Below are 25027 nucleotides of genomic sequence, written 5' to 3' on the forward strand. Positions count from 1 at the left end.
ACGGAGCGAACAATGACTGAGCGTCACAAGGACCGGCCCTGGCTCATGCGGACGTACGCCGGTCACTCGACCGCCGAGGCGTCCAACGAGCTGTACCGGCGCAATCTCGCCAAGGGTCAGACCGGCCTGTCGGTCGCCTTCGACCTGCCGACGCAGACCGGCTACGACCCGGACCACATCCTCGCCCGCGGGGAAGTGGGCCGGGTCGGGGTCCCGGTGTCCCATCTGGGTGACATGCGGCGGCTGTTCCAGGACATCCCCCTGGAGCAGATGAACACCTCGATGACCATCAACGCCACGGCGATGTGGCTGCTCGCCATGTACCAGGTGGTCGCCGAGGAGCAGGGCGCCGACATCACCCGGCTGCAGGGCACGACGCAGAACGACATCGTGAAGGAGTACCTGTCGCGCGGGACGCACGTCTTCCCGCCCGGTCCGTCGCTGCGGCTGACTACCGACATGATCACCTACACGGTCAACCACATCCCCAAGTGGAACCCGATCAACATCTGCAGTTACCACCTCCAGGAGGCGGGGGCCACCCCGGTCCAGGAGATCTCGTACGCGATGTCCACCGCGATCGCCGTGCTCGACGCGGTGTTCGCCTCGGGGCAGGTGCCCGAGGACCGTAAGGGCGATGTGGTGGCGCGGATCTCCTTCTTCGTGAACGCGGGCGTCCGCTTCATCGAGGAGATGTGCAAGATGCGCGCCTTCGGCCGCATCTGGGACCAGGTCACCCGCGAGCGGTACGGCATCGAGGACGCCAAGCAGCGCCGCTTCCGCTACGGCGTCCAGGTCAACTCCCTCGGGCTGACCGAGGCGCAGCCGGAGAACAACGTCCAGCGGATCGTGCTGGAGATGCTGGCCGTGACGCTGTCCAAGGACGCCCGCGCACGGGCCGTCCAGCTCCCCGCCTGGAACGAGGCGCTCGGTCTGCCGCGCCCCTGGGACCAGCAGTGGTCGCTGCGCATCCAGCAGGTCCTGGCGCACGAGAGCGACCTGCTGGAGTACGAGGACATCTTCGCCGGGTCGCACGTCATCGAGGCCAAGGTCGACTCGCTGGTCGAGGAGTGCCTGGCCGAGATCGAGCGGATCCAGGAGATGGGCGGCGCGATGGCGGCCGTCGAGTCCGGCTACCTCAAGTCGCAGCTGGTCTCCTCGCACGCCGAGCGGCGGGCCCGGATCGAGGGCGGGGAGGAGAAGATCGTCGGCGTCAACGTGTACGAGTCGACCGAGCCCAGCCCGCTCACCTCCGACCTGGACACCGCGATCATGACGGTGGACCCGGCGAACGAGGCGCGGGTGGTGGCGGCGCTCCACGAGTGGCGCGACAACCGGGACGAGACGCGTGCCTCGGAGGCGCTGGCGGCCCTGAAGAAGGCGGCCGCCGGCTCCGAGAACCTGATGGCCGCGACCCTGGAGTGCGTCCGCGCGGGCGTCACCACGGGCGAGTGGTCCTGGGCGCTGCGTGACGTCTTCGGCGAGTTCCGCGCGCCGACCGGCGTCTCGTCCGCTCCCGTCGCGGTCACCGCCGAGGCGGGCACGCCGCTGGCGCTGGTGCGCGAGAAGGTGACCCGTACGGCCGACGAGCTCGGCTCGGGCCGGCTGCGCCTGCTGGTGGGCAAGCCGGGCCTGGACGGCCACTCCAACGGGGCCGAGCAGATCGCCGTACGCGCGCGTGACGCCGGTTTCGAGGTGGTCTACCAGGGGATCCGGCTCACCCCCGAGCAGATCGTCAACGCCGCTCTGGCGGAGGATGTGCACTGCGTGGGCCTGTCGATCCTCTCCGGCTCGCACGCCGAGCTGGTCCCGGACGTGCTGACCCGGCTGCGTGAGGCCGGCGCGCCCGACATCCCGGTGATCGTGGGCGGGATCATCCCGCCGGCGGACGCCGAGGAGCTGTGCAGGGCGGGCGTGGCCGCCGTGTTCACCCCGAAGGACTTCGGTATCACGGAGATCATCGGCCGTATCGTCGACGAGATCCGGAAAGCGAACAAGCTCGACCCTCTGGAGGTCCCCGCATGACTGTCAACCGTCTCCGCCCGCGCCGTTCGTGCCTCGCCGTCCCGGGCTCGAACCCGCGCTTCCTGGAGAAGGCGCAGGGCCTCCCCGCCGACCAGGTCTTCCTGGACCTGGAGGACGCCTGTGCGCCCCTCGCCAAGCCCGAGGCCCGGCACACCATCGTGAAGTTCCTGAACGAGGGCGACTGGACCGGCAAGACCCGGGTCGTGCGGGTCAACGACTGGACGACCGAGTGGACGTACCGCGACGTCGTCACCGTCGTCGAGGGCGCGGGCCACAACCTCGACTGCATCATGCTGCCGAAGGTCCAGGACGCCCAGCAGATCGTGGCGCTGGACCTGCTGCTCACCCAGATCGAGAAGACGATGGGCTTCGAGGTCGGCAAGATCGGCATCGAGGCGCAGATCGAGAACGCCCAGGGCCTCAACAACGTCAACGCGATCGCGCAGGCCTCCCAGCGGGTCGAGACGATCATCTTCGGCCCGGCCGACTTCATGGCCTCCATCAATATGAAGTCGCTGGTCGTGGGCGAGCAGCCGCCCGGCTACCCGGCCGACGCGTACCACTTCATCCTGATGAAGATCCTGATGGCGGCCCGTGCCAACAACCTCCAGGCGATCGACGGCCCCTACCTCCAGATCAAGAACATCGACGGCTACAAGGCGGTCGCCCAGCGCGCCGCCGCCCTGGGCTTCGACGGCAAGTGGGTGCTGCACCCCGGCCAGGTCGAGGCGGCCAACGAGGTCTTCTCGCCCTCCCAGGAGGACTACGACCACGCCGAGCTCATCCTCGACGCGTACGAGTACTTCACCTCCGAGGCGGGCGGCAAGAAGGGCTCGGCGATGCTCGGCGACGAGATGATCGACGAGGCCAGCCGCAAGATGGCGCTGGTCATCTCGGGCAAGGGCCGGGCGGCCGGTATGCAGCGCACGTCGAAGTTCGAGATCCCGGAGGCGTAAGACCATGCAGTTCGGCCGCACCTACGAAGAGTTCACCGTCGGGGACGTGTACAAGCACTGGCCCGGGAAGACGGTCACCGAGTACGACGACCATCTGTTCTGTCTGCTCACCATGAACCACCACCCGCTCCACATGGACGTCAACTACGCCGAGAACACCACGGACTTCGGCAAGAACGTGGTGGTGGGCAACTACATCTACTCGCTGCTGCTCGGCATGTCCGTACCGGACGTCTCCGGCAAGGCCATCGCCAACCTGGAGATCGAGTCGCTGCGGCACGTGGCGCCGACCTTCCACGGCGACACGATCTACGGCGAGACCACGGTCCTGGACAAGACGCCCTCGAAGTCGAAGAGCGACCGCGGGATCGTTTACGTCGAGACCAAGGGCTACAAGCAGGACGGCACCCTCGTCTGTGTCTTCCGGCGCAAGGTGATGGTCCCCACCGAGACGTACATCAAGGAGCGCGGCGGCGAGCAGCCCGGCCGCCCCCAGCTCAAGTCGCAGGAGAAGTAGCCATGGCCCGTCTCGCGCAGACCGCCGGTCTGACCGACGTCCAGCAGGAAATCCTGGCCACCGTCCGGGACTTCGTCGACAAGGAGATCATTCCGGTCGCGACCCAGCTGGAGCACAAGGACGAGTACCCGACCGAGATCGTCGAGGGCCTCAAGGAGCTCGGCCTGTTCGGGCTGATGATCCCCGAGGAGTACGGCGGTCTGGGCGAGTCGCTCCTGACGTACGCGCTGTGCGTCGAGGAGATAGCGCGTGGCTGGATGTCGGTCTCCGGCATCATCAACACGCACTTCATCGTGGCGTACATGCTCAAGCAGCACGGCACCCAGGAGCAGAAGGACACCTTCCTGCCTCGGATGGCGCTCGGCGAGGTGCGCGGCGCGTTCTCGATGTCGGAGCCGGCGCTCGGCTCGGATGTGTCGGCGATCACGTCCAAGGGCGTCAAGGACGGCGACGAGTACGTCCTGAACGGCCAGAAGATGTGGCTGACCAATGGCGGAACGTCATCGCTCGTCGCCGTTCTGTGCCGGAGTGACGAAGGACACCCGGAGGGCACCGCCCCGCACAAGTCGATGACGACCTTCCTGGTGGAGAAGGAGCCCGGCTTCGGCGAGGTCCGACCGGGTCTGACCATCCCCGGCAAGATCGACAAGATGGGTTACAAGGGCGTCGACACGACCGAACTCATCATGGACGGACTGCGCATTCCGGCCAATCGGGTCCTGGGCGGGGTCACCGGCCGAGGGTTTTACCAAATGATGGACGGCGTCGAGGTCGGCCGCGTCAACGTCGCTGCCCGTGGCTGCGGTGTCGCTCAGCGTGCATTTGAGCTGGGTGTCTCGTATGCCCAGCAACGTCACACTTTCGGCAAGGCCATCGCCCAGCACCAGGCGATCCAGTTCAAGCTGGCCGAAATGGCTACCAAGGTCGAGGCCGCTCATGCCATGATGGTCAACGCAGCACGCAAAAAGGACTCCGGGGAACGAAACGACCTTGAAGCAGGGATGGCGAAGTACCTCGCCTCCGAATACTGCAAGGAGGTCGTGGAGGACGCCTTCCGTATCCACGGTGGTTACGGCTTCTCGAAGGAGTACGAGATCGAGCGCCTGTACCGCGAGGCGCCGATGCTGCTCATCGGTGAAGGTACCGCCGAGATCCAAAAAATGATCATTGGGCGTCGGCTTCTCGAAGAGTACCGATTCCAGGGTTGATTGTCGCTTTTGAGTCGGTTCGGCCGCGAAGTAGATCACACCCTGTAAGCGTTTTCTGAGGGGTTCCGGCCGACCGACTCGGCTTCTGGCTTTCCCAGTTGCGGCTCGCAACCGATAGCATCGCTGGTAAACCAGCCGCCGTCCCCCACTTGCCAGCGCGGCATCATCCGCTACGAAGGTCATCCATGCCCCACAGCCAAACCTCTGCATCTCGCGACGGTTTCCTCCAGGGACGTCTTGCTCGCGGAGCATCGCCGTGGCTTCTGCCGACCGTCGCCACCGCAGCCCTCAGCCTCGCCCGCGCGCGCCGCTCCGGCGCCGCCAAGGCCGTGGCCGTACCCGCCACCGCGCTCGCGGCGGGCATGCTGTGGTTCTTCCGCGACCCCGAGCGCGAGATCGCTTCCGGGCGGGTCATCTCCCCCGCCGACGGCGTGGTGCAGAGCATCATGCCGTGGAAGGACGGACGCACCCGCGTCGCGATCTTCATGAGCCCGCTGAACGTCCACGTCAACCGCGCGCCCCTGGCCGGCACGGTGACGTCCGTCGAGCATGTGCCCGGCGGATTCGTTCCGGCGTTCAACAAGGAGAGCGAGAACAACGAGCGCGTTGTCTGGCACTTCGACACCGAGCTCGGCGACATCGAGATGGTGCAGATCGCGGGTGCGGTGGCGCGGCGGATCGTCCCCTACATCCCCCAGGGCACCAAGGTGGAGCAGGGCGAGCGCATCGGTCTCATCCGGTTCGGCTCCCGCGTCGACATCTACCTTCCGGAGGGGGTCGAGGTCGCGGTCGAGGTCGGCCAGAAGACCACTGCGGGGGTGACTCGAATTGACCGTGATTGATCCGGACACCACCGACTGGGTGCCGGGCACGGACGCCGACGACGACGCGGAGGAGATGCCCCTCTCGCTGCGGCTGTCGATAGCGGACACCCTCACCCTCGGCAACGCGACCTGCGGGTTCATGGCGGTGTACTTCACCACCACCGGAATCCTCATCCCGCATCTGTCGGGCAGCGCCGAGACCGGCATGGCGCGGCACTCCGCCGCGACCGCCGTGATCCTGATGCTGCTCGCGGCGATCTTCGACCTCTGCGACGGCCTGGTCGCGCGGAAGCTGCGGAGCTCGCCGATGGGCGCCGAGCTGGACAACCTCTCGGACCTGATCAGCTTCGGGCTCGCCCCGGCGTACTTCGTGCTCGTGTACGGGATGGTCGCCGACGACGCCCACCAGCGCGTCGCGGCCGTGGCGGCGATCACGGTGCTGCTCGCGGTGGTGCTCAGACTCGCGCGGTTCTCGTGCGTGACGATGAAGGACGGCATGTTCCAGGGCATGCCGAGCCCGTTCGGCGCGCTCACCGTCGTCTCGATCGTGCTGCTCGAGCTGCCGTTCGTGCCGACGCTGCTCGCCGTCATAGGGGTGGCGTGGCTGATGGTCAGCCGGGTCGAGTACCCGAAGCCGCGGGGGATCCTCGCGGTGGCCATGCTCAGCTGGATCGTGGGGGCGATGGGGCTGCTGGCGGCCTGGGCGTTCGACGCGCCCGGCGGGCAGCTGCTGCTCCAGACGGGGTGTGTGCTCCAGGTCGTCCTGGGCGCGGTGATCCCGCTGTTCGCCACGGCTCGCCGGGTGAACAACATCCGCGACAACCGCCGGGAGGCGCGGGCGGCACAGCCGTAACGCCTGCCGGCGCGGTGTGGGGCCCTGGACCGTTTCGGTCCAGGGCCCTTCGTTGTGCCCGGCCTTTGTCTGCGGCTGAGTGGTGGGCTGGTCGCGCAGTTCCCCGCGCCCCTTCTCGGCCCGGCCTTTGTCTGCGGCTGAGTGGGTGGCTGGTCGCGCAGTTCCCCGCGCCCCTAGGGGATTGGGGTCAGCCGGAGAGCCCTGCTCAGCCACGGCCTTGAGGGGCGCGGGGGCTCCCAAACATTCCGGCTCAGCCACAGGCTTCTAGGGGGCGGGGCCGCCGAAGAGCCCAGCTCAGCCACCGGCCTTTAGGGGCTCGGGGCCGCCGAAGGAGCAGCTCAGCCACCGGGCTTTTAGGGGCGCGGGGAACTGCGCGAGCAAGCGGCCACGGTCCGCAGACGAAGAGGGTTTCCAGGGGCGCGGGGAACTGCGCGAGCAGCCACCCACCCGGCCGCAGGCGAACCCCGGGCCCAGAAGGGGCGCGGCGCGGGCGCCGAGGGGCCCGGGGCCGGGCGGTTAGGCCAAGAAGTCCTTGGCCAGGCGCTGCGCGCTGCGTTCCAGGAGCGGTCCCGCCTCCGCCATGCACCGCGCCGGATCCGGCTCCAGGTCCATGAGGGCGTACGCGCGGCGGATCCCGGCCCCGGCCAGGGCCTCGGGAGGCAGCGCGAGGCGGCCGCAGACCGCGACGACCTCGATCCCCGCCGCCCGGGCAGCCGCAGCCACCCCCGCCGGCGCCTTGCCGTGCAGGGTCTGCTCGTCCAGCGAGCCCTCACCGGTGATCACCAGCGTGGCCCGGGCCAGCGCCGGGGCGAAGCCCAGCACGTCCAGCATGACCTCGATACCGGGCCGGAACGTCGCCCCCAGGGCCACCAGCGCGCCATAGCCGATGCCGCCCGCGGCCCCCGCGCCCGGGGCGAGCGCCGCCTCGGCGGCCCGGGCGCCCACGGACGCCTCCAGGACCTTCGCGAAGTGGCCGAGCGCCGCGTCCAGGACCGCCACGTCCTCGGGCGAGGCACCCTTCTGCGGGCCGTACACCGCGGGCGCGCCCTTGGGCCCCGTCAGCGGGTTGTCCACGTCGCTGGCCAGGACCAGGTCGACCGAGGCGAACCGGGGGTCGAGGCCGGAGAGGTCGGCGGTGGCCAGCGTCGCCAGCGGGCCGCCGCCCGGCGCCACGGGCTCCCCCGCCGCGTCCAGGAAACGCGCGCCGAGCGCCGCGAGCATGCCCGCGCCGCCGTCCGTGGTGGCGCTGCCGCCCACCCCGAACACGATGGTCCGCGCCCCCGCGTCCAGCGCGGCCAGCAGCAGCTCGCCCGAGCCGTACGTGGTGGCGGTCAGCGGGGCGAAGACCCCGGAGGGGAGGTGCTGGAGGCCGGACGCCTCCGCCATCTCCACCACGGCGACCCCGTCCCGTACCGCGAAGGCCGCGGTGACCGGGGTGCCGAGCGGACCGGTGACCCGGGCCTCGCGGCGGTCGAACCCGGCCGCGACCGCCGCCGCGACCGTGCCGTCGCCGCCGTCGGCGACCGGCAGGGTCTCCACCGCCAGACCGGGCACGACCCGTCGCAGCCCGGCTGTCACCCGCTCCGCGACCTGTACGGCCGTGAGCGAGCCCTTGAACTTGTCCGCCGCCACCAGCACGCGCGCGGCCTCCAAAACTGCTCCGTCCGTCACCTTGCTATCCCTTGCTATCGAACAGGCAGTCGCGCCGCCCACGACCCTAGCCGCCGTACGCGCCCCTGCCCATAGGCGTCATGCACGGCGGGACGGCGTGCCACCCGACAAAACCTCCATATCGCGGACCATAGTGGGGCGCCATGAGCACGGATTCGATCGATCATTCCGCCCCCGGCACCCCGCCCGGCGCTCCCCGCGACCCGGCCCCCGACCTCACCGTCATCGCGATCGGGGTGGGCGCGGTGGTGGCCGCGGTCGCCTGGGCCGCGCTCGGCAAGCACTCCTTCGACAGCGCCACCGCCACCGCGCTGGCCTGGGTGCTCGCCAATTTCGCCTGGCTGTTCGTGATCGCCGCCGATGTGTTCCTGGTACTGGCCGTGGTGCTCGCGATCAGCCGGTACGGGCGGATCCGGCTGGGCGCCGACGACTCCGAGCCCGAGTTCACCAACCTCGCGTGGATCGCGATGATGTTCAGCGCGGGCATGGGCATCGGCCTGATGTTCTACGGGGTGGGCGAGCCCCTCACGCACTACCTCACGCCTCCCCCGGCCGGCGGCGCGGCCCCCCGCACCGGTGACGCGGCGCGCACGGCCCTGGAGTACTCGTTCTTCCACTGGACGCTCACCCCGTGGGCGATCTACGGCATGGCCGGTCTCGCCCTCGCGTACGCCGGTTTCCGCAAGGGCCGCGGCAACCGGCTCTCCGCCGCGTTCGTCCCGCTGATGGGCGCCCGGCGCGCGGACGGCTGGCCGGGCCGGTGCATCGACCTGCTGGCCGTCTTCGCGACCGTCTTCGGCACCGCCACCAGCCTCGGCCTCGGCGCGCTCCAGGTCGCCAAGGGCCTGAACATCACGGCGGACGTCGAGGACTCCACGGCCACCGAGCTGATCATCATCGCCTCGCTCTCGGCCGCGTTCGTGCTGTCCGCGTTCTCCGGTCTGCACAAGGGCGTGAAGTGGCTGTCCACGCTGAACATCGTGCTGGCCGCGGCGCTGATGCTGTTCGTGTTCCTGCTCGGGCCGACGGTGTACGTACTGGACACGATCCCGGCGTCGGTGGGCGGCTATCTGCATCAGCTGCTGCCGATGGCCAGCCGCACCGGCGCCTTCACCGACCGGACCTGGCTGGGCGCCTGGACGATCTTCTACTGGGCGTGGTGGCTGTCCTGGGCGCCGTTCGTCGGGACCTTCATCGCGCGGATCTCGCACGGCCGGACCGTCCGCGAGTTCCTGGTCGGGGTGCTGCTGGTGCCCAGCGGGGCCACCGTCCTGTGGTTCTGCGTGATGGGCGGCACCGCGATCCGCCTGGACTCCACCGGCACCGCCGATCTGGCCGCCAAGGTGAAGGACGGCGCCGAGGCCTCGCTCTTCGCGATGCTGGACGCGCTGCCCATCGGCACGGTCACCTCGTACCTCGCGATGGTCCTGGTCATGACGTACTTCATCACCAGCGCCGACTCGGCCTCGCTGGTGATGGGCTCGCTGACCAGCCGGGGCTCGCTGCACCCGCCGACCTGGCTGGTGGTGCTCTGGGGCGTGCTGATGGCGGCGGTCGCGGCGGTGCTGCTGGTCGCGGGCGGCCTCAAGTCGCTCCAGACGGCGACGATCCTGGTGGCGCTGCCGTTCGTCCTGGTGATGCTCGGTCTGTGCTGGGCGCTCCTGAAGGAGCTGCGCGAGGACCCGGGCGCCGGCCCCGCACGCGGCCAGGCGCTGCACGGCGTACGGGACGCGGTGCGCGCGATGGTCGGTGACGCCCTCACCGAACAGGGTCCCGCCCGCCACCACCGCCTGCACCGCGCCGCCAGGTCCCGGGCGGGGGAGGACGATCCACCGGAGGGCCGCTCCTGAGGGTTCGGGCGGTCCACCCGGCCCGCCGTCACGGGCGTGCGCCGCCACCTCATCGCATTCCGTCAACTGGGCTCCCCTTGCGGACCGTTGGAAGCACAATGTCCCCGTGCCGCATGACAACTACAGGGAACTCATCCTCGACGACGGGGCCCGGGTCAGAGTCGAGCTCGCTCCCGTCGGCGGGAGCGGGCCGCCGCCCCCGGCGCCGGACGACGACCTGCCGGGCGGGGTCGGCGGCGGGACACCGGCCGGCCGCGGCGAGCGGGTCGCCGCGCTCGCCACGGACACGCTCGCGGCGGTGCTGCGGCCGCTGGGGCCCGTCCTCCAGCAGGTGCACGACTCCGTACGCGACATCCAGGACCCGCCCGAGACCCTGACCGTCGGCTTCGGACTCCAGATCGGCCATGATCTGAAAATCGGGATCGTGGGCACCAACGGCCACGCCAGCATGACCGTCTCGGCCACCTGGCAGCTGCGGCCGGACGGCGCGGGCGCCGCGACCACCGGCTCCGGCGGCAACTGAGCCGTGGGCTGGTTCAAGGCGCCGGACGCGGACCCCTCGGCCGACGCGCGCGGCGCGCTCGTACGGGTGCTCTCGGCCGACCAGGGCCGGACCGCGGGCGCGGGCGTCTATCTCGCCGGACGCAGACTGCTGACCTGCGCGCACGTCGTCAACGCGGCGCTGGGCCTGCGGATGCTGAGCCCGCGCGACCCGGGCGCGGTCACCCTCGACGTGTCCTTCCCCGCGCTCGCCACGGGCCCCGCGGACGCCCGGCAGGCCCGGCTGGTGGCCTGGGTGCCGCCGCGCGCCGCGCACCACCAGGGCCCGGTGGCCGACGGCTCCCTGGAGTGGGGCGGCGACCTGGCCGTACTGGAGCTGGAGGAGGAACCGCCGCCGCCGGTCGGCCCGGTGCGCTGGCAGGACATGCGGGCCGGACAGCTGGTGCGGGCCTGGTACGGCGGCGGCCAGCCCTTCTCGTACGCGGACGTCCAGGTCGGCTCGTGCGACGGGCGGATCGGCTATCTCGACGGGCAGCTCTCCGGCGCGGCCGTCGACGACGGCTACAGCGGCGGACCCCTGTGGTCGCCCGCGGACGGCGCGGCGGTCGGTCTGGTGATGGGCCGGATCACCCCGCCGACGGGCGCGTTCGACGCGCGGCACACCGTGCGCCGCAGCTGGGGTCTGACCTGGCAGTCGGTCCGCCAGGAGCTGTCGCGGGTGGGGGCCGCCCCCGATCCGCTGTCGCCCGGGGCGCGCGCGATGGCCGGGGCGGCGGTCGACGACGCGGTACGGGACATGATGGTCGGCCCGCTGCACGCCCTGCTGGGCGACCCCACGGCTCGGGCGGCGCACTCCACCGCGCTCGGGGCCGCCCTCGGGCTGCGCACCCGCACGGACGGGACGGCGCCGACGGTGGAGGAGCTGGCGGAGCTGCTGTGCACGGTCGAGCGGGCGCTGCCCACGCTGGCCGAGTCGCTCGCCTCGTCCCTGGACGGCGCCCGGGGCCGCGCGGAGCTGGACCGGCTGCTGGCGCTGGGCCGGCTCACCGACGCGGCCGGGCTGCTCTCCGTCGCCGAGCACCGGGCGCTGCTGGTCAAGTGGGACCACCTCACCCGCCAGGACCCGGGGCTGCTGCCCCGCGCGGCGACGGCGGCGCTGCCGTACGTGGACCTGCCCCGGTCGCTGACGGCCGCGCGGCTCGCCCCCGAGGGCGTGCCCGGCGCGGTGCGCGAGCTGGAGGAGTGGCCCGGCGACGGCTCACCGGTGCCGGACGAGACGCCCCGGCTGCCCGCCCTGCTGCGGGTGGTGGAGTACGCGGCCGCGGAGACCGGCGGGATGGCCTGCCAGGCACTCCAGGACTGGAGCGGGCGGGTGGCCGCCCGGCTCGGCATCCACCCCTCGGCGCTGGGTGAGCGCCGGGCGGACGCGGCCCGCTGGTCGGACCGGTCGGCGGGCACCGGGGTGCGCGTCCTGGTGGAGCTCAGCCGCCACCCCCAGGACCCGGCCGACCGCTACCGGTGCGCGGTGTGGCGGATGCGGGCCGACGGCACCGCCGCCCGGACCGCCACCGGCACCGAACGGCCGCGCACCGGGCGGGAGATCGCCCGCCTGGTGCGCGAGGTGGCCGGGGGCGCGGAGGGCGCCGGGCGGAACGTGGCGCTGGTCGCGGTGTCCGTCGCCCCGGACGCGCTGCACCTGCCGGTGGACGAGTGGGACGGGGCGAGCGCGGAGGAGTTCTTCCCGGCGCCGCTGGGCGAGGACTTCCACCTGGTGCTGCGCTGCCCGCAGATCAGACGCCGCTCGCGCACCGGCGCGGGCGACCTGCTGCGCCGCTGGAGCGCCCGCCACCAGAGCGAGCCGCTCGTCGCGGACCACCGGATCTCCGACGAGATGGAACTCATCCGACTGCTGAAGACAACCCACTACGACGCGGCCCGCGTCATAGTGCACGGGCCCGTGGGCAACCGGACGCGGCTGCTGCACTTCTGTCTGGCGATGGGGGTGCCGATCGTCCTGTGGGACCGCGCGGCCGTCGCAGGCGGCGACGCGGCCCGGCTCGACGGGGCGGGCCCGTACGGCCCCGTCGACGAACTCCCCGAAAGGGTCCGGCACTTCCGGGTCCGCGCCTATATGGACCCGGAGGTGCCCGCGCGGCCGGCGCTGGTGTGGGAGGACGCGGGGCTGCCGCTCCCCGACGAGTTGCAGCTCGCCGACCCCTCGCTGGGGCCGCAAGGACCGGACGCGACCGCCCGCCCCTCACAAGGAACGGATCAGGCGACATGACGGAGAACGACGGGTGGCGGCTCTTCCGCGGCGACCGCACGGCCCGCGAGGTGGACTTCCCCGAGGCGCCGCCGTGGCGGCAGTTCGCCGAGGGCACCCCGGGGACCCGGGTGCGCCACCGCCCGTATCTGATCGGCCGCACCGAGGCCGACGTGGTGAGCGCCGCGCTGCACCTGCGGCGCCCGCTGCTGGTCACCGGGCACCCGGGCACCGGAAAGTCCTCGCTGGCGCACGCCGTGGCACACGAGCTGTCGCTCGGCCCGGTGCTCCAGTGGCCGGTCAACAGCCGGTCGGTGCTCAAGGACGCGCTGTACGGGTACGACGCCATCGGACGGCTGCGCGAGACGCATCTGCGCCAGGAGCGCGACGCGCCCGAGCCCGACATCGGCACCTTCGTGCGGCTGGGGCCGCTGGGCACCGCGCTGGTGCCGCGCGAGCGGCCCCGGGTCCTGCTGGTGGACGAGCTCGACAAGGGCGACGTGGACCTGCCCAACGACCTGTTGACCGTGTTCGAGGAGGGCGAGTTCGAGATCCCCGAGCTGTCGCGGCTGCCGGAGGCGCAGTCCGAGGTGCCGGTGCTCACCCATGACCCCGACGGCGGGCGGGTGACGGTCACCCGGGGTGTGGTGCGCTGCCGGGAGTTCCCGGTGGTGGTGATCACCAGCAACGGCGAGCGGGACTTCCCGCCCGCGTTCCTGCGCCGCTGCGTCCGCCTGGACCTGCCGGACCCGGACGAGGAGCGGCTGCGGGACATCGTGGCCGCGCACCTGGGCGAGCACGCTCTCGAAGGCGTGGACGACCTGCTGCACGCCTTCCTGAACCGCCGCGCGCCGGGCGAGCTCGCCACGGACCAGCTGCTCAACGCGGTGTTCCTGCGCAAGGGCGGGGTCAACCTGAACGCCGAGGGGCTGCTGGACGCGGTGCTGCACCGGCTGGGCGGATCGGTCTAGCCGTGCCGCCCGCCGAGCCCTCCGACGCCCTGGCGAGGCTCGCCGCCCTGGTGGGCCACGAGCTGTCCACGCACGAGCTCCTGGACACCCTGTGGCTGGCCACCCGGCTGCCGGGCGGCGCCGGCGCGCCGCTGGCGAGCGCCCTGGCCCCGGACCGGGCGCGGCAGCCCGCGCCGGGGACATGGGAGGGCATGCGGACACCGCCCGACGGCACGGTGGTGCCGCCGGACGGGCCCGAAGCCAAGGAGGGTGCGGACGCCCAGCCGCCGCTGCCCACCCAGTTGCTCGGCGCCCTGCACGCGGCGGCGGCCGCCCGCGGCGCCCCCGAGTTCGCCGAGTACACCGCCGCCGCGCCCCGCCCGGAGCGCGGCGCCGGGGCCATGCCGGTGCGGGTGCCGGAGGAGAAGGCGCTCGGCGACGGGGAGCTGCGGCTGAGCCGGTCCCTGCGGCTGCTGAAGCAGCCCCACCCGGGCTCGCACTTCTGGGAGTTCGACGAGGACGCGACCGCCACCGCGATGGCCGAGAGCGGTCTGCCCGACGTGGTGCTGCGGCCCGCGCGGCGGCGCTGGCTCGATCTCACGCTGCTCATCGACGACGGCCTCTCGATGCTGCTGTGGCGCAGGCTCGCCACCGAACTGCGGTCCGTCTTCGAGCGGTTGGGCGCCTTCCGGGACATCCGGGTGCACGGCCTGGACGCCCGCTCGCCCGAAGCGCCGGGCCTCAAGGTCCGCCCGTTCGACCCCGGCGGGCCGCTGCTCTCGCCCGCGTCCGCCGCCGACCCGTCGGGGCGCACCCTGGTCCTGGTGATCAGCGACGGGGTGGGGGCCTGCTGGCGGGACGGGCGGATGCACGCGGCCCTGGAGCGCTGGGGCCGCCAGGGCCCGACGGCCGTGGTGCACGCGCTGCCGTCCCATATGTGGGACGGCTCGGGCATCCGCTGCGAGCAGTGGGCGGTGACCACCCGGCGGCGCGGCGCGGCCAACCACACCTGGGAGGTGACCGACCCGCTGCTGCCGCCGGGCCTCGGCGACCGCTTCCGGGGCGTGCCCGTCCCCGTACTGCAGCCGTATCCCCCGGCCGTCGCCGCCTGGGCCCGCCTCGTGGCCTCGCCCGGGGCCGGGGCGGAGCTGCCGCTGCTCGCGCCGCCGGGCGCGCGCAGCCCCCGGGGCGAGGCGGCCACCCGGGGCGCCGACCCGGCCGACGCGGTGCTGCGGTTCCGGGACGCGGCGTCCCCGCAGGCCTACCGGCTCGCCGCGCACCTCGCGGCCATCTCCCCGCTGACGGTGCCGGTGATGCGCCTCGTCCAGGCGGCCGTGCCATGGCGCTCCGACACCGCGCACCTCGCGGAGGTGTTCCTCGGCGGGCTGATGCGCCAGGCCGACCCGCCGGGCGCCGGGCTGCCCGCCCAGCACCGCCGCTTCGGCTTCCTCGACGGCGTCCAGGAGATCCTGCTCGACACCGCCTCCCCCATCGACCTGCTGCGCACCACGCGCGCGGTGACCGACCGCCTGGCCACGCTGGTGGGCCGCTCCCCCGACTTCCCCGCCTGGCTGGCGCACCCGGCGGGCACGGGCGAACTCCTGCCGGGCACCCGGCCGTTCGCCTGGCTGGAGGACCGCCTCCTGACCCATCTCGGGGCCCGGCCGATGACACCGGCGCGGGCACCGGTCGCGGCGTCCGAGTACGAGGACACCCAGCTGCCGTCCGTGCTGGAAGCGGCCCCTTCATGGCAGCCGCTCCAGATGCTGGACCTGCGCACCCTCGGCCCGTACACCCTGCGGATGCGCGACGAGTCCGGCGGCAAGGCCGTCGCCTACATCGGCGAGGACATCGACGGCGAGCAGGTGCTGCTCCGGGTCGCCCGCTCCCCCGACTCGCCCACCGCGCGCGAGATCCTCGCCACCGAACGGCGGGCGCTCCGCCGGATGGACGGGCTGTACGCCCCAGCCGTGATCGCCAGCGATCTGGACGAGACGACCACCACCCCCTGGATCGCGCTGCGCTTCGCCCCCCTCAGCACCGGACTGCCCGCGCCCACGCTGCGGGCGGTCATGCAGGCGGCCGGGCCGCTGCACGACTCGCCGCTGCTGGCCTGGCTGGGCTGGAGCCTGGCCCGGGCGGTCGCCCGGTGCCACGCCAAGGGGCTGGTGCACGGCGCGCTGACCCCCGGCACCGTCCTGATCACCGAGCGGACCCTGCACATCATCAGCTGGGCCTCGGTGCGCATCGACGGCGCCTCCAGCGCGTCGCTGCTGACCGTGCCGCCCAGCTCGCCCTACCGGGCGCCGGAGGTCACCTCCTGGGGCGAGTCCCGGATCGCGGCCGGTGACGTGTACTCCGTCGGCGCCATCCTGCTGCACGCGGTGACGGGCAGGCACTGGCGGCGCTACCAGTTCGACCTGCTGCGGCACGACCCCGAGTTCCGCCGGCTCGACGACAGCCTGCGCGAGCTGCTGATGCGCGCGGTGGACGAGGAGCCCGAGGCCCGGCCGACCGCCCGCGAGCTGGCGGAGGCCTTCGGAGCGCTGCTGCCGGTGCCGGTGGAGTGGGAGGACGAGGCGGCGGAGGAGTTCGCGGAGGGGCAGCCGGACGAGGAGACGGACGAGCACGAGGGGTGGATCCGTACGATCCGGGCGCCGCTGCGCCAGCCCCTGCGGATCGCCGTGGTCGGGGTCAAGGACCGGGCCGGCTGTACGACGACGACCACGGTGCTCGGCGCGGTGCTGGCCGAACAGCGCCAGGAGGCGGTACTGGCCGTCGACACCGACCGGCACGCGGGCACCCATATCCACATCGCCCGGCGGGTGTACCGCTCCACGGAGGCCCGGCTGACCGAACTGGCCAGGTCCGGAGCGGACGTCCGGGACTTCGACGACCTGCGGGTGTTCCTGTCGCAGCACCGCTCGGGTCTGATGGTGCTGGCCAACGACTCGGTGACGCATCCGCCGACGGCCGACCAGTTCTCCGACTCCCAGTACCGCGAGGTGTCGGAGGTGACCGGGCCGTACTTCCAGGTGACGCTCGCCGACACGGACAAGTTCCCGCAGAGCGTCCTGGAGCTCGCCAACCGGGTGGTGATCGTCTCCCGCGCCGACCCGGCCGGGGTGACCCAGGCCCAGCGGGCCGTGGACCGGCTGGTGGCCATGGGGCGGCCCGATCTGGTGCCGGAAGCCGTACTCGTGCTCAACCACAGCCGCCCGGCGGCCGGCTGGGCGCTGGACGCGGCGACCCTGCGCGGGCTCGGCTCCCGCTGCCGGGGGGTGGTCATGGTGCCTCGCGACGGCCATCTGACCACCGGCAGCACGGTGGAGCTGTCCTGGCTGGCGCCGGAGACGTACAAGGCGTTCCTGCGCCTGGGCGCACTGCTGGTGGCCGACTGAACGGGCGGCTCCGTTCAGAACAGCGCGTCCTCGGCCGCCCCCTTCTCGAAGGCCAGCAGCCGCTGCTTGCGGTCCAGACCGCCGCCGTACCCGGTCAGACTGCCGCCGGAGCCGATCACCCGGTGGCAGGGGACGATGATCCCCACCGGGTTCCTGCCGTTGGCCAGGCCCACGGCGCGCGAGGCGCCGGGGCTGCCGAGCGCCTGGGCCAGTTCGCCGTACGAGCGGGTCTCGCCGTACGGGATGCGGCGCAGCTGGTCCCAGACCGCGCGCTGGAAGTCGGTGCCGCGCAGGTCGAGCTCCAGGGTGAACTCGGTGAGCCCGCCCGCGAAGTACGCGTCGAGCTGGCGGATCACCTCGGGGAACGGGCCGCCGTCGTCGGGCTCGCCGAACGTCTCCTGCCCGGGGCGGTGGCGCTGGCCCTCCATGTGGAGGCGGCTGAGCACGCCGTCCTCGGCGACGAGGGTGAGTGGCCCGTACGGGCTGTCGGTGACGGTGTGGGTGGTGGTCATCGCGGACGTCCTCATACGGGAAGGTGGTTGATGGGGTGGTCGTCGGTCGCCCAGAGGTACTGGACGGCGTAGGCCCGCCACGGGCGCCAGGCCGCGGCGCTCGCGGTGAGCGCGGCGGGCGAGAAGGGCAGCCCGAGCGATCTGGCGGCGCGGCGCACGCCGAGGTCGGAGGGGAGGAAGGCATCCGGGTCGCCGAGCGCCCGCATCGCGATCACCTCGACGGTCCAGGGGCCGAACCCCGGCAGCGCCAGGAGCTGGGCGCGCGCCCGGTCCCAGTCGGTGTCGAAGCCCAGCGCGATGCTGCCGTCGGCCAGGCCCGCGACCAGGGTGGTCAGGGTGGTGCGACGGCTGCGCGGCAGGGCCAGCGACTCCGGGTCGAGCCCGGCCAGCGCCCGCGGGCTCGGGAAGAGATGGGTCAGCCCGCCGCCCGGGTCCTCGACCGGTTCGCCGTGCGCGGTCACCAGCCGGGCCGCGTGGGTGCGGGCGGCGGCGGTGGAGACCTGCTGGCCGAGCACCGCCCGTACCGCGAACTCCGCCGCGTCCACGGTCCTCGGCACCCGCCGTCCGGGCGCCTTGTCGACCAGCGGGGCGAGCAGCGGGTCGGCGCGCAGCCGGTCGTCGACGGCGACCGGGTCGGCGTCGAGGTCGAGCATCCAGCGGCAGCGGCTGATGGCGATGGTGAGGTCGCGCAGATCGGTGAGCGAGAGCAGACAGCCGATGTGGTCGGGGGCGGGGGTCAGTTCGACGATGCCGTGCCCGTATGGGAGGGAGAGCGTGCGGCGGTACGCGCCCGCCCGCCACTCCTCCACGCCCGGTACCGCCGTCGCCGCCAGATGCCCGAACAGGTTGTCCGGGTTGAGCGGGGCGCGGTAGGGCAGCCGCAGCGCGATCGTGCCGGGGGCCTGGCGGGCGATGCCGCGCGCGGCGCGGGCGCGCAGCTCGGTGGGGGCCAGGGCGAAGACCTCGCGGACGGTGTCGTTGAAGGTCCGCACCGAGGCGAAGCCCGCCGCGAACGCCACGTCGGCCATCGGCAGCGCGGTGGTCTCGATGAGGATCCGGGCGGTCTGGGCACGCTGGGCGCGGGCCAGGGCGAGCGGTCCGGCGCCGAGCTCGGCGCGCAGCTGGCGCTCGATCTGGCGGGCGCTGTACCCGAGCCGCCCGGCCAGCCCCGACACGCCCTCGCGGTCGACGACGCCGTCCCGGATGAGCCGCATGGCCCGGGCGACGGAGTCGGCCCGGGCGTTCCACTCCGGCGAGCCGGGCGTGGTGTCCGGCCGACACCGCTTGCACGCCCGGAACCCGGCCTGCTGGCAGGCGGCGGCGCTCGGATAGAAGGTCATGTTCGCGACCTTCGGGGGGACGGCGGGGCAGCTGGGCCGGCAGTAGATACGGGTGGTGAGCACGGCGGTGAAGAACCAGCCGTCGAACCGGGCGTCCTTGGACTGCACGGCCCGGACGCAACGTTCGGCATCGAGGTGCATGGCCCCGGGGGCCGGGGCGGGGGCGGGGTCGGCTGGGTTCATGACCCCAGGATCGTCGAGGGCGGGGGCGGGGCGCTGGCAGAAATCCGACATCAACGTGTTGGTGTGCCCGGGCTTCGTCTGCGGCCCGGTGGATGGCTGCTCGCGCAGTTCCCCGCGCCCCTTCTTGTGCCCAGGCTTCGTCTGCGGGCCGGTGGCCGGTTGCTCGCGCAGTTCCCCGCGCCCCTAGGGGGTGGGGGCGGGCGTTTTCGTGGATCGTGCCGGTTGTTCTGGGCTGAGCGCGCAGTTCCCCGCGCCCCTAAAGACTCCGTGGCTGAGCTGGGGTTTCCGGCTGCGGCCTCCTGCCTAAGGGGCGCGGGGAACTGCGCGAGCAACCCACCACACACCCGCAGACGATGGCCGGGCTCACTGCCGAAGCGCGCGCCACACCGCCTTCGCCGCGTTGTGGCCCGACATCCCGTGGACCCCCGGCCCCGGCGGCGTCGCCGAGGAGCACAGGAACACCGACGGGTGACGCGTCGTGTACGGGAACAGCGACAGCGTGGGCCGGAGCAGCAGCTGCAACCCCCGCGCCGCGCCGCACGCGATGTCCCCGCCCACATAGTTCGCGTTGTGCGCCGCGAGCTGCGGCGGCCCCGCCGTGGCCCGCGCGAGCACCAGGTCGCGAAAGCCCGGCGCGAACCGCTCGATCTGCCGCTCTATGGCATCCGTGAGATCGCCGTCCCACCCGTTCGGCACGTGCCCGTACGCCCAGAAGACGTGCTTGCCCTCGGGCGCCCGCGAGGGGTCGACGAGGCTGGGCTGGGCGGTGATCAGGAACGGCGTCCGGGGCGCGGTCCCCCCGGACGCCTGGCTCAGCGCGGCGCCGATCTCCCGGCTGGACGGCCCGACCTGCACCGTCCCGGCCCGGCGCGGCTCGGCCGCGGTCCACGGCACGGGGCCGTCCAGGGCGTAATCGACCTTGAAGACCCCGGCCCCGTACCGGTACCCCTCGTACGCCCGCCCCAGGCCCGCGATCCGGGCGAGCGCGGTGGGCGAGGTGTCGAAGACGTACGCGCGCGCGGGCGGCAGGTCGTCCAGCCGCTTCACCTCGAAGCCGGTGTGCACCGAACCGCCGAGGTCGCGCAGATACGCGGCGAGCGCGTCGGAGATCGACTGCGAGCCGCCGCGCGGCAGCGGCCAGCCATTCTCGTGCGCGGCCAGCGCGAAGACCAGGCCGACGGCGGAGGTCGCCAGCCCGTTCAGCGGGGCGATGACATGGCCGACGAGCCCGGCCAGCAGGGCGCGCGCCCGGTCGTCCCGGAAGCGGCGCATCAGCCAGGTGTACGGCGGGAGGCCGTCGAGGCCGAAGCGGGCGAGGCCGACCGGGTCGCGGGGCAGGGCGGTCAGGGGCAGCGACATGAAGTCGCGCGCCAGGACGTCCCACTTGCCGCGGTACGGCGCCACCAGTCTGCGGTACGCGCCCGCGTCGCGCGGTCCGAACGACGCGGCGGTCTCGGCGACCGAGCGGGCGAGCACGGCCGCGGTGCCGTCGTCGAACGGGTGCGCCATGGGCAGTTCGGGGTGCAGCCACTCCAGCCCGTACCGGTCGAGCGGCATCCGGCGGAAGGCCGGCGAGCCGATGCCCAGCGGGTGCACGGCCGAGCAGGGGTCGTGGCGGAAGCCGGGGAGGGTGAGCTCCTCGGTCCGGGCGCCGCCCCCGACGGTGTCCTTGGCCTCGAAGACCTCAACGGACAGACCGCGCCTGGCCAGTTCGACCGCGGCGGTCAGTCCATTGGGCCCCGCCCCCACGACGACGGCATCGAGCATCGACGGCACCTTCGGACTCCTCACGCCCTTGTGGCCAAGACACCCAGCATATTCCGGGACGCGGACAATCCGGCCCGGGGTGGGTGCGGTTACGGCCGGGGGGCGGGCGGCGCCGCGGGGCCCGTCGCAGCCGAAGACCCCCGGGCGCCGCGCCCGCTCACTCGCCCGCCAGCAGCCTGCGCACCCGCTCGGCCGTCGCCGCGTCCCGGGCGGCCGTGAACGGCAGTGCGTTGCCCCCGGTTATCCGGAACGGCTCGCCCGTCAGCGTCAGGTCGGCGCCGCCCGCCTCGGCCACCAGGAGCAGGCCCGCCGCGTGGTCCCAGGCGAGCTCCCAGGAGAACGCGGTCGCGTCCAGCTCGCCGCGCGCGACCGCCAGGTACTCCAGCCCGGCCGAGCCGCACGGGCGCGGATGGACGCCCTCGGTGCGCAGCCCGAGCAGCGCGCGCTTCTGGTCGTCCGTCGTGTAGTCCGGATGCGAGGTGGCGACCTCGATCGCTGCGCCGGGCTCGGGCGACCCGGACCGGATCGGCTCGCCGTTGAGGGTCGCGCCCTTGCCGCGGACCGCGACCGCCATGAGGTCGAGCGCCGCCCCGTACGTCCACGAGGCCAGCACCTCGCCCCGGTGGGCCAGCGCCACCAGCGTGCAGAAGCCCTCCTCGCCGCGCACGAACTGGCGGGTGCCGTCGACGGGGTCGACGATCCACACCGGCGCGTCGCCGCCCAGCGCCTCGTACGACAGCGGGTCGGCCGCGACCGCCTCCTCGCCGACGACGACCGAGCCGGGCAGCAGCGCGGGCAGCGCCTCGGTCAGGAACTCCTCGGCGCGCCGGTCGGCGACCGTCACCAGGTCGTGCGGACCGCTCTTCTCCAGGACTTCGTGTGCGGCGAGCTGGCGGAAGCGCGGCATGATCTCGACGGCCGCCGCCTTGCGGACCGCCTCTTCGACGTCGGACGACCGGTCTTCCAGAAACTGTGCGAGCAAGCCTTCGATCATGCGTCCAGCAAAACACGCCCCACTGACAATCGACGAACGTGCCCCCAACCCCGGGCGTCATCGAGGTGACGTCGCCGTGCGCCGCCGGTCACCGTCCCACCGCGTACCCCTGCATCCCGCGCGGGTTCGCGGCGGCGGACAGGATCCCGGAGCGCGGATCCCGGGCGACCGCGCACAGCCGCCCCTCCGACCAGGGACCGCCGACGGTGACCCGGTGCCCGCGCCGCCGCAGCCCCGCCACCACCTCCTCGGGGGTCCGGGCCTCGACGGTGAGGCTGCCGTGCCGGGTCGCCCGGGGGTGGAAGGAACTCGGGAAGGAGTCGTTGTGCCAGTTCGGCGCGTCGACCGCGCGCTGGAGGCCGAGGCCGCCGCGCTCCTGCGCGCCGAGGGCGACGGCGAGGAAGAAGTGCAGCTGCCACTGGTCCTGCTGGTCCCCGCCGGGCGTACCGAAGGCCAGCACCGGCACCCCGTCGCGCAGCGCCAGGGTGGGCGACAGCGTCGTACGGGGGCGGCGCCCCGGGGTGAGGGTGTTCGCCAGCCCCTCCTCCAGCCAGGTCATCTGGAGCCGGGTGCCGAGCGGGAAGCCGAGCTCGGGCACGACCGGGTTGGCCTGGAGCCAGCCGCCGCTCGGGGTCGCGGCGACCATGTTCCCCCAGCGGTCCACCACGTCCAGATGGCAGGTGTCGCCCCGGGTGGTGCCGTCCGGGCCCACGGTCGGCTCCCCCGCGCCCGCCCCCGGCAGACCGGCGGCCGAGGCACGCGCGCGCAGTGCCTCCCGGGCGATCCGGGGCGCACGCCCGCCGGGGCTGCCCGGCCGCAGCGCGTACGAGGCCTCCTCGCCGACCAGCGCGCGCCGGTCCGCGTTGTAGCCGTCCGAGAGCAGCTCGGCCAGCGGCACCGCCGCCGCGTCCCCGTACCAGGCCTCCCGGTCGGCCATGGCGAGCTTGCACCCCTCGACGAGGAGGTGGACGTACTCGGCGGAGCCGTACGGCGGCAACGCGTCCGGAAGCAGCGCCAGTTGCTGGAGGAAGGCCGGGCCCTGGCTCCAGCCGCCCGCCTTGCAGAGGGTCCAGCCGTTCCAGTCGTACGTCACCGGGTCCTCGTAGGCCGCGGACCACCCGGCGAGGTCGGCCGCCGTGAGGGTGCCGGTGTGGCGCTCCCCGCTGGTGTCCAGGGTGGGGCGGCCGGCCTGCGCGACCAGCGCCTCGGCGACGAAGCCCTCCCGCCATATCCGCCGGGCCGCCTCTATCTGCCGCACCCGGCCGTCACCGTGCGCCCACGCGCGCGTGGGGGCCGACTCGGCGAGGAGGCGGCGCCAGGTGCGGGCCAGGGCCGGGTTGCGCAGCAGCCGCCCCGGCCGCGGGGCGCGGCCGCCCGGCAGATACACCTCGGCCGAGGTGGGCCACTCGCTCTCGAAGAGCGCGCGCACCCGCTCCACGGTGTCGCCCACCTGCTCCACGGGCGGGTGGCCGTCCTCGGCGTAGCCGATGGCGTACTTCAGGACGTCGGGCAGCGGTCTGGTGCCGTGGTCGCGCAGCAGGAGCATCCAGGCGTCGAACGCGCCCGGCACGGCGGCCGCCAGCGGGCCGGTGCCGGGCACGAGGTCGAGGCCGAGTGAGCGGTAGTGGGCGGCGGTGGCCCCGGCGGGCGCGGGCCCCTGGCCGCACAGCACCCGTACCGCGCCCCCGGCGGGCGCGAGCAGGATCGGTACCTCGCCCGCCGGGCCGTTCATGTGCGGCTCGACGACCTGGAGGACGAAGCCCGCGGCGACGGCGGCGTCGAAGGCGTTGCCGCCGTCTTCGAGCACGGCCATGGCGGACTGCGAGGCGAGCCAGTGGGTGGAGGACACCATGCCGAAAGTGCCCTGGAGGGTCGGTCGGGTGGTGAACACCTCCGCAGGCTAGACGGGTCCGCGCCGGAATGTCAGACCCCGCCCGTAACGTTGATCCGGCGCGGAACGGATGGAGGTGCGGCGGTGCACGGTGAGTACAAGGTCCCCGGCGGCAAGCTCGTGGTGGTGGACCTGGACGTCGAGGACGGGGTCCTGAGCGGTGTGCGGGTCGCGGGCGACTTCTTCCTGGAACCGGACGAGGCGATCCTCGCCATCAACAGCGCGCTGGAGGGCGCCCCGGCCGACACCGACGCGGCCGGGCTGGCGGCCCGTATCGACGCGGCGCTGCCGCCGGGCACGACGATGTACGGGCTGACCTCGGAGGGGGTCGGCGTCGCGGTCCGGCGCGCGCTGGCCCACGCGACGGACTGGACGGACTACGACTGGCAGCTGATCCACGACGGCCCCCAGTCCCCCGCCCTGCACATGGCGCTCGACGAGGTGATCACCGCCGAGGTCGCGGCCGGCCGCCGCCCGCCGACGCTGCGGGTGTGGGAGTGGGGCGCGCCCGCCGTCGTCATCGGCAGCTTCCAGTCCCTGCGCAACGAGGTCGACCCGGAGGGCGCCGAGCGCCACGGGATCACGGTGGTGCGCCGGGTGTCCGGTGGCGGGGCCATGTTCATCGAGCCCGGCAACACGATCACGTACTCGCTCTCGGTCCCCGATGCCCTGGTCCAGGGCCTCTCCTTCGCGGACAGCTACGCCTACCTGGACGACTGGGTGCTGGGCGCCCTCGGCGACATGGGGGTGAAGGCCTGGTACCAGCCGCTGAACGACATCGCCACGGACGCGGGCAAGATCGCGGGCGCGGCGCAGAAGCGGGTGGTGGCGGACGGGGGCGCGGTCCTGCACCACGTGACGATGGCGTACGACATCGACGCCGACAAGATGGTCGATGTGCTCCGCATCGGGCGGGAGAAGCTGTCGGACAAGGGGACGAAGAGCGCGAAGAAGCGGGTCGACCCGCTGCGCCGCCAGACGGGGCTGCCCCGGGAGGCGGTCATCGAGCGGATGATCGCCTCGTTCCGGGGGCGGTACGGGTTGGCCGAGGGGCGGGTCACGGAGGGGGAGATGGCGCGGGCACGGCAGCTGGCGGAGACGAAGTTCTCCAGCGAGGAGTGGACGGCGCGCGTGCCTTGAGGTCGGCCCGGTCCTTGTCTGCGGCTGGGTGGGTGGTTGCTCGCGCAGTTCCCCGCGCCCCTGAAGGCCTGTGGCTGAGCCGGCTTCTCCGGCTGACCCGACTCCCCAGGGGCGCGGGGAACTGCGCGAGCAACCCACCACACACCCGCAGACGAAGGCCGGGCACAATCGGGGCGCGGGG

18 protein-coding genes are annotated in these 25027 nt (G+C 73.1%); 12 read left to right on the top strand and 6 right to left on the bottom strand.

Annotated features, from left to right (window positions below; all coding sequences use genetic code 11):
* Positions 1-12 precede the first annotated feature (12 nt).
* From ABD236_RS34480 to pssA, 6 genes are all read left to right on the top strand, one after another.
* Entirely contained in the window at positions 13-2025 is a 2013-nt protein-coding gene (locus ABD236_RS34480; RefSeq protein ID WP_344081570.1) for a protein meaA, read from the top strand.
* Positions 2022-2981: an HpcH/HpaI aldolase/citrate lyase family protein gene (locus ABD236_RS34485; RefSeq protein ID WP_344081573.1), complete on the top strand. Its 960-nt coding sequence runs from the start codon at positions 2022-2024 to the stop codon at positions 2979-2981. The genes ABD236_RS34480 and ABD236_RS34485 overlap by 4 nt, the downstream gene beginning before the upstream one ends.
* Positions 2982-2985: 4 nt before the next feature.
* A complete protein-coding gene (locus ABD236_RS34490) occupies positions 2986-3498 on the top strand; it encodes a MaoC family dehydratase (RefSeq protein WP_344081576.1) in 513 nt (170 codons plus the stop codon).
* Between the two features lie 2 nt (positions 3499-3500).
* Positions 3501-4706 (top strand): acyl-CoA dehydrogenase family protein, encoded by a 1206-nt coding sequence (locus ABD236_RS34495; protein WP_344081579.1) that lies wholly within the window; start codon positions 3501-3503, stop codon positions 4704-4706.
* Positions 4707-4891: 185 nt separating this feature from the next.
* Complete coding sequence (locus tag ABD236_RS34500; RefSeq protein ID WP_344081582.1) at positions 4892-5548, top strand: phosphatidylserine decarboxylase; 657 nt, start codon at positions 4892-4894, stop codon at positions 5546-5548.
* Positions 5535-6383, top strand: coding sequence for a CDP-diacylglycerol--serine O-phosphatidyltransferase (pssA, locus tag ABD236_RS34505; protein ID WP_344081586.1), 849 nt, complete (start codon positions 5535-5537; stop codon positions 6381-6383). Before ABD236_RS34500 ends, pssA begins: the two co-directional genes overlap by 14 nt.
* Positions 6384-6899: 516 nt before the next feature.
* Here pssA and ABD236_RS34510 read toward each other — a convergent pair.
* A complete protein-coding gene (locus ABD236_RS34510; protein ID WP_344081590.1) occupies positions 6900-8054 on the bottom strand; it encodes a glycerate kinase in 1155 nt (384 codons plus the stop codon).
* Positions 8055-8197: 143 nt separating this feature from the next.
* Here ABD236_RS34510 and ABD236_RS34515 point away from each other — a divergent pair, with 143 nt between their 5' ends.
* The 5 genes from ABD236_RS34515 (at position 8198) to ABD236_RS34535 (ending at position 17019) form a co-directional block, all read left to right on the top strand.
* Entirely contained in the window at positions 8198-9904 is a 1707-nt protein-coding gene (locus tag ABD236_RS34515) for a BCCT family transporter (protein WP_344081593.1), read from the top strand.
* Positions 9905-10010: 106 nt separating this feature from the next.
* The gene (locus ABD236_RS34520) at positions 10011-10427 is read left to right on the top strand and encodes a CU044_2847 family protein (protein ID WP_344081596.1); all 417 of its coding nucleotides are present in this window, start codon (positions 10011-10013) and stop codon (positions 10425-10427) included.
* Positions 10428-10430: 3 nt separating this feature from the next.
* Entirely contained in the window at positions 10431-12689 is a 2259-nt protein-coding gene (locus ABD236_RS34525; RefSeq protein WP_344081599.1) for a VMAP-C domain-containing protein, read from the top strand.
* Positions 12686-13639, top strand: a complete 954-nt coding sequence (locus tag ABD236_RS34530) for an AAA family ATPase (protein WP_344081602.1) — start codon at positions 12686-12688, stop codon at positions 13637-13639. Before ABD236_RS34525 ends, ABD236_RS34530 begins: the two co-directional genes overlap by 4 nt.
* Positions 13640-13641: 2 nt before the next feature.
* Positions 13642-17019 (top strand): SAV_2336 N-terminal domain-related protein, encoded by a 3378-nt coding sequence (locus ABD236_RS34535; protein WP_344081605.1) that lies wholly within the window; start codon positions 13642-13644, stop codon positions 17017-17019.
* A 14-nt stretch (positions 17020-17033) separates the two neighbouring features.
* On the opposite strand, the gene ABD236_RS34540 is transcribed toward ABD236_RS34535, so the two are convergent.
* From ABD236_RS34540 to ABD236_RS34560, 5 genes are all read right to left on the bottom strand, one after another.
* Complete coding sequence (locus tag ABD236_RS34540) at positions 17034-17531, bottom strand: methylated-DNA--[protein]-cysteine S-methyltransferase (protein WP_344081608.1); 498 nt, start codon at positions 17529-17531, stop codon at positions 17034-17036.
* Between the two features lie 11 nt (positions 17532-17542).
* Entirely contained in the window at positions 17543-19012 is a 1470-nt protein-coding gene (locus tag ABD236_RS34545; RefSeq protein WP_344081876.1) for an AlkA N-terminal domain-containing protein, read from the bottom strand.
* 405 nt (positions 19013-19417) lie between these two features.
* Positions 19418-20830 (bottom strand): phytoene desaturase family protein, encoded by a 1413-nt coding sequence (locus ABD236_RS34550; RefSeq protein WP_344081611.1) that lies wholly within the window; start codon positions 20828-20830, stop codon positions 19418-19420.
* A gap of 148 nt (positions 20831-20978) precedes the next feature.
* On the bottom strand, positions 20979-21803 hold the full coding sequence (locus tag ABD236_RS34555) for an inositol monophosphatase family protein (protein ID WP_425544019.1): 825 nt from the start codon (positions 21801-21803) through the stop codon (positions 20979-20981).
* A 100-nt stretch (positions 21804-21903) separates the two neighbouring features.
* Entirely contained in the window at positions 21904-23706 is a 1803-nt protein-coding gene (locus tag ABD236_RS34560) for a gamma-glutamyltransferase family protein (RefSeq protein WP_344081620.1), read from the bottom strand.
* An 84-nt stretch (positions 23707-23790) separates the two neighbouring features.
* Here ABD236_RS34560 and lplAB point away from each other — a divergent pair, with 84 nt between their 5' ends.
* A complete protein-coding gene (lplAB, locus tag ABD236_RS34565; protein ID WP_344081623.1) occupies positions 23791-24846 on the top strand; it encodes a lipoate-protein ligase LplAB in 1056 nt (351 codons plus the stop codon).
* The last annotated feature ends 181 nt before the right edge of the window (positions 24847-25027 follow it).

This window comes from Streptomyces crystallinus, assembly GCF_039521265.1.
In the GTDB taxonomy this organism is placed as follows: Bacteria; Actinomycetota; Actinomycetes; order Streptomycetales; family Streptomycetaceae; genus Streptomyces; species Streptomyces crystallinus.

Coding starts and splice junctions, on each gene's coding strand:
- ABD236_RS34540 (WP_344081608.1), bottom strand. CDS start 17,531: ATGACCACCACCCACACCGTCACCGACAGCCCGTACGGGCCACTCACC.
- ABD236_RS34530 (WP_344081602.1), top strand. CDS start 12,686: ATGACGGAGAACGACGGGTGGCGGCTCTTCCGCGGCGACCGCACGGCC.
- ABD236_RS34495 (WP_344081579.1), top strand. CDS start 3,501: ATGGCCCGTCTCGCGCAGACCGCCGGTCTGACCGACGTCCAGCAGGAA.
- ABD236_RS34485 (WP_344081573.1), top strand. CDS start 2,022: ATGACTGTCAACCGTCTCCGCCCGCGCCGTTCGTGCCTCGCCGTCCCG.
- ABD236_RS34515 (WP_344081593.1), top strand. CDS start 8,198: ATGAGCACGGATTCGATCGATCATTCCGCCCCCGGCACCCCGCCCGGC.
- ABD236_RS34480 (WP_344081570.1), top strand. CDS start 13: ATGACTGAGCGTCACAAGGACCGGCCCTGGCTCATGCGGACGTACGCC.
- ABD236_RS34545 (WP_344081876.1), bottom strand. CDS start 19,012: ATGCACCTCGATGCCGAACGTTGCGTCCGGGCCGTGCAGTCCAAGGAC.
- ABD236_RS34490 (WP_344081576.1), top strand. CDS start 2,986: ATGCAGTTCGGCCGCACCTACGAAGAGTTCACCGTCGGGGACGTGTAC.
- ABD236_RS34500 (WP_344081582.1), top strand. CDS start 4,892: ATGCCCCACAGCCAAACCTCTGCATCTCGCGACGGTTTCCTCCAGGGA.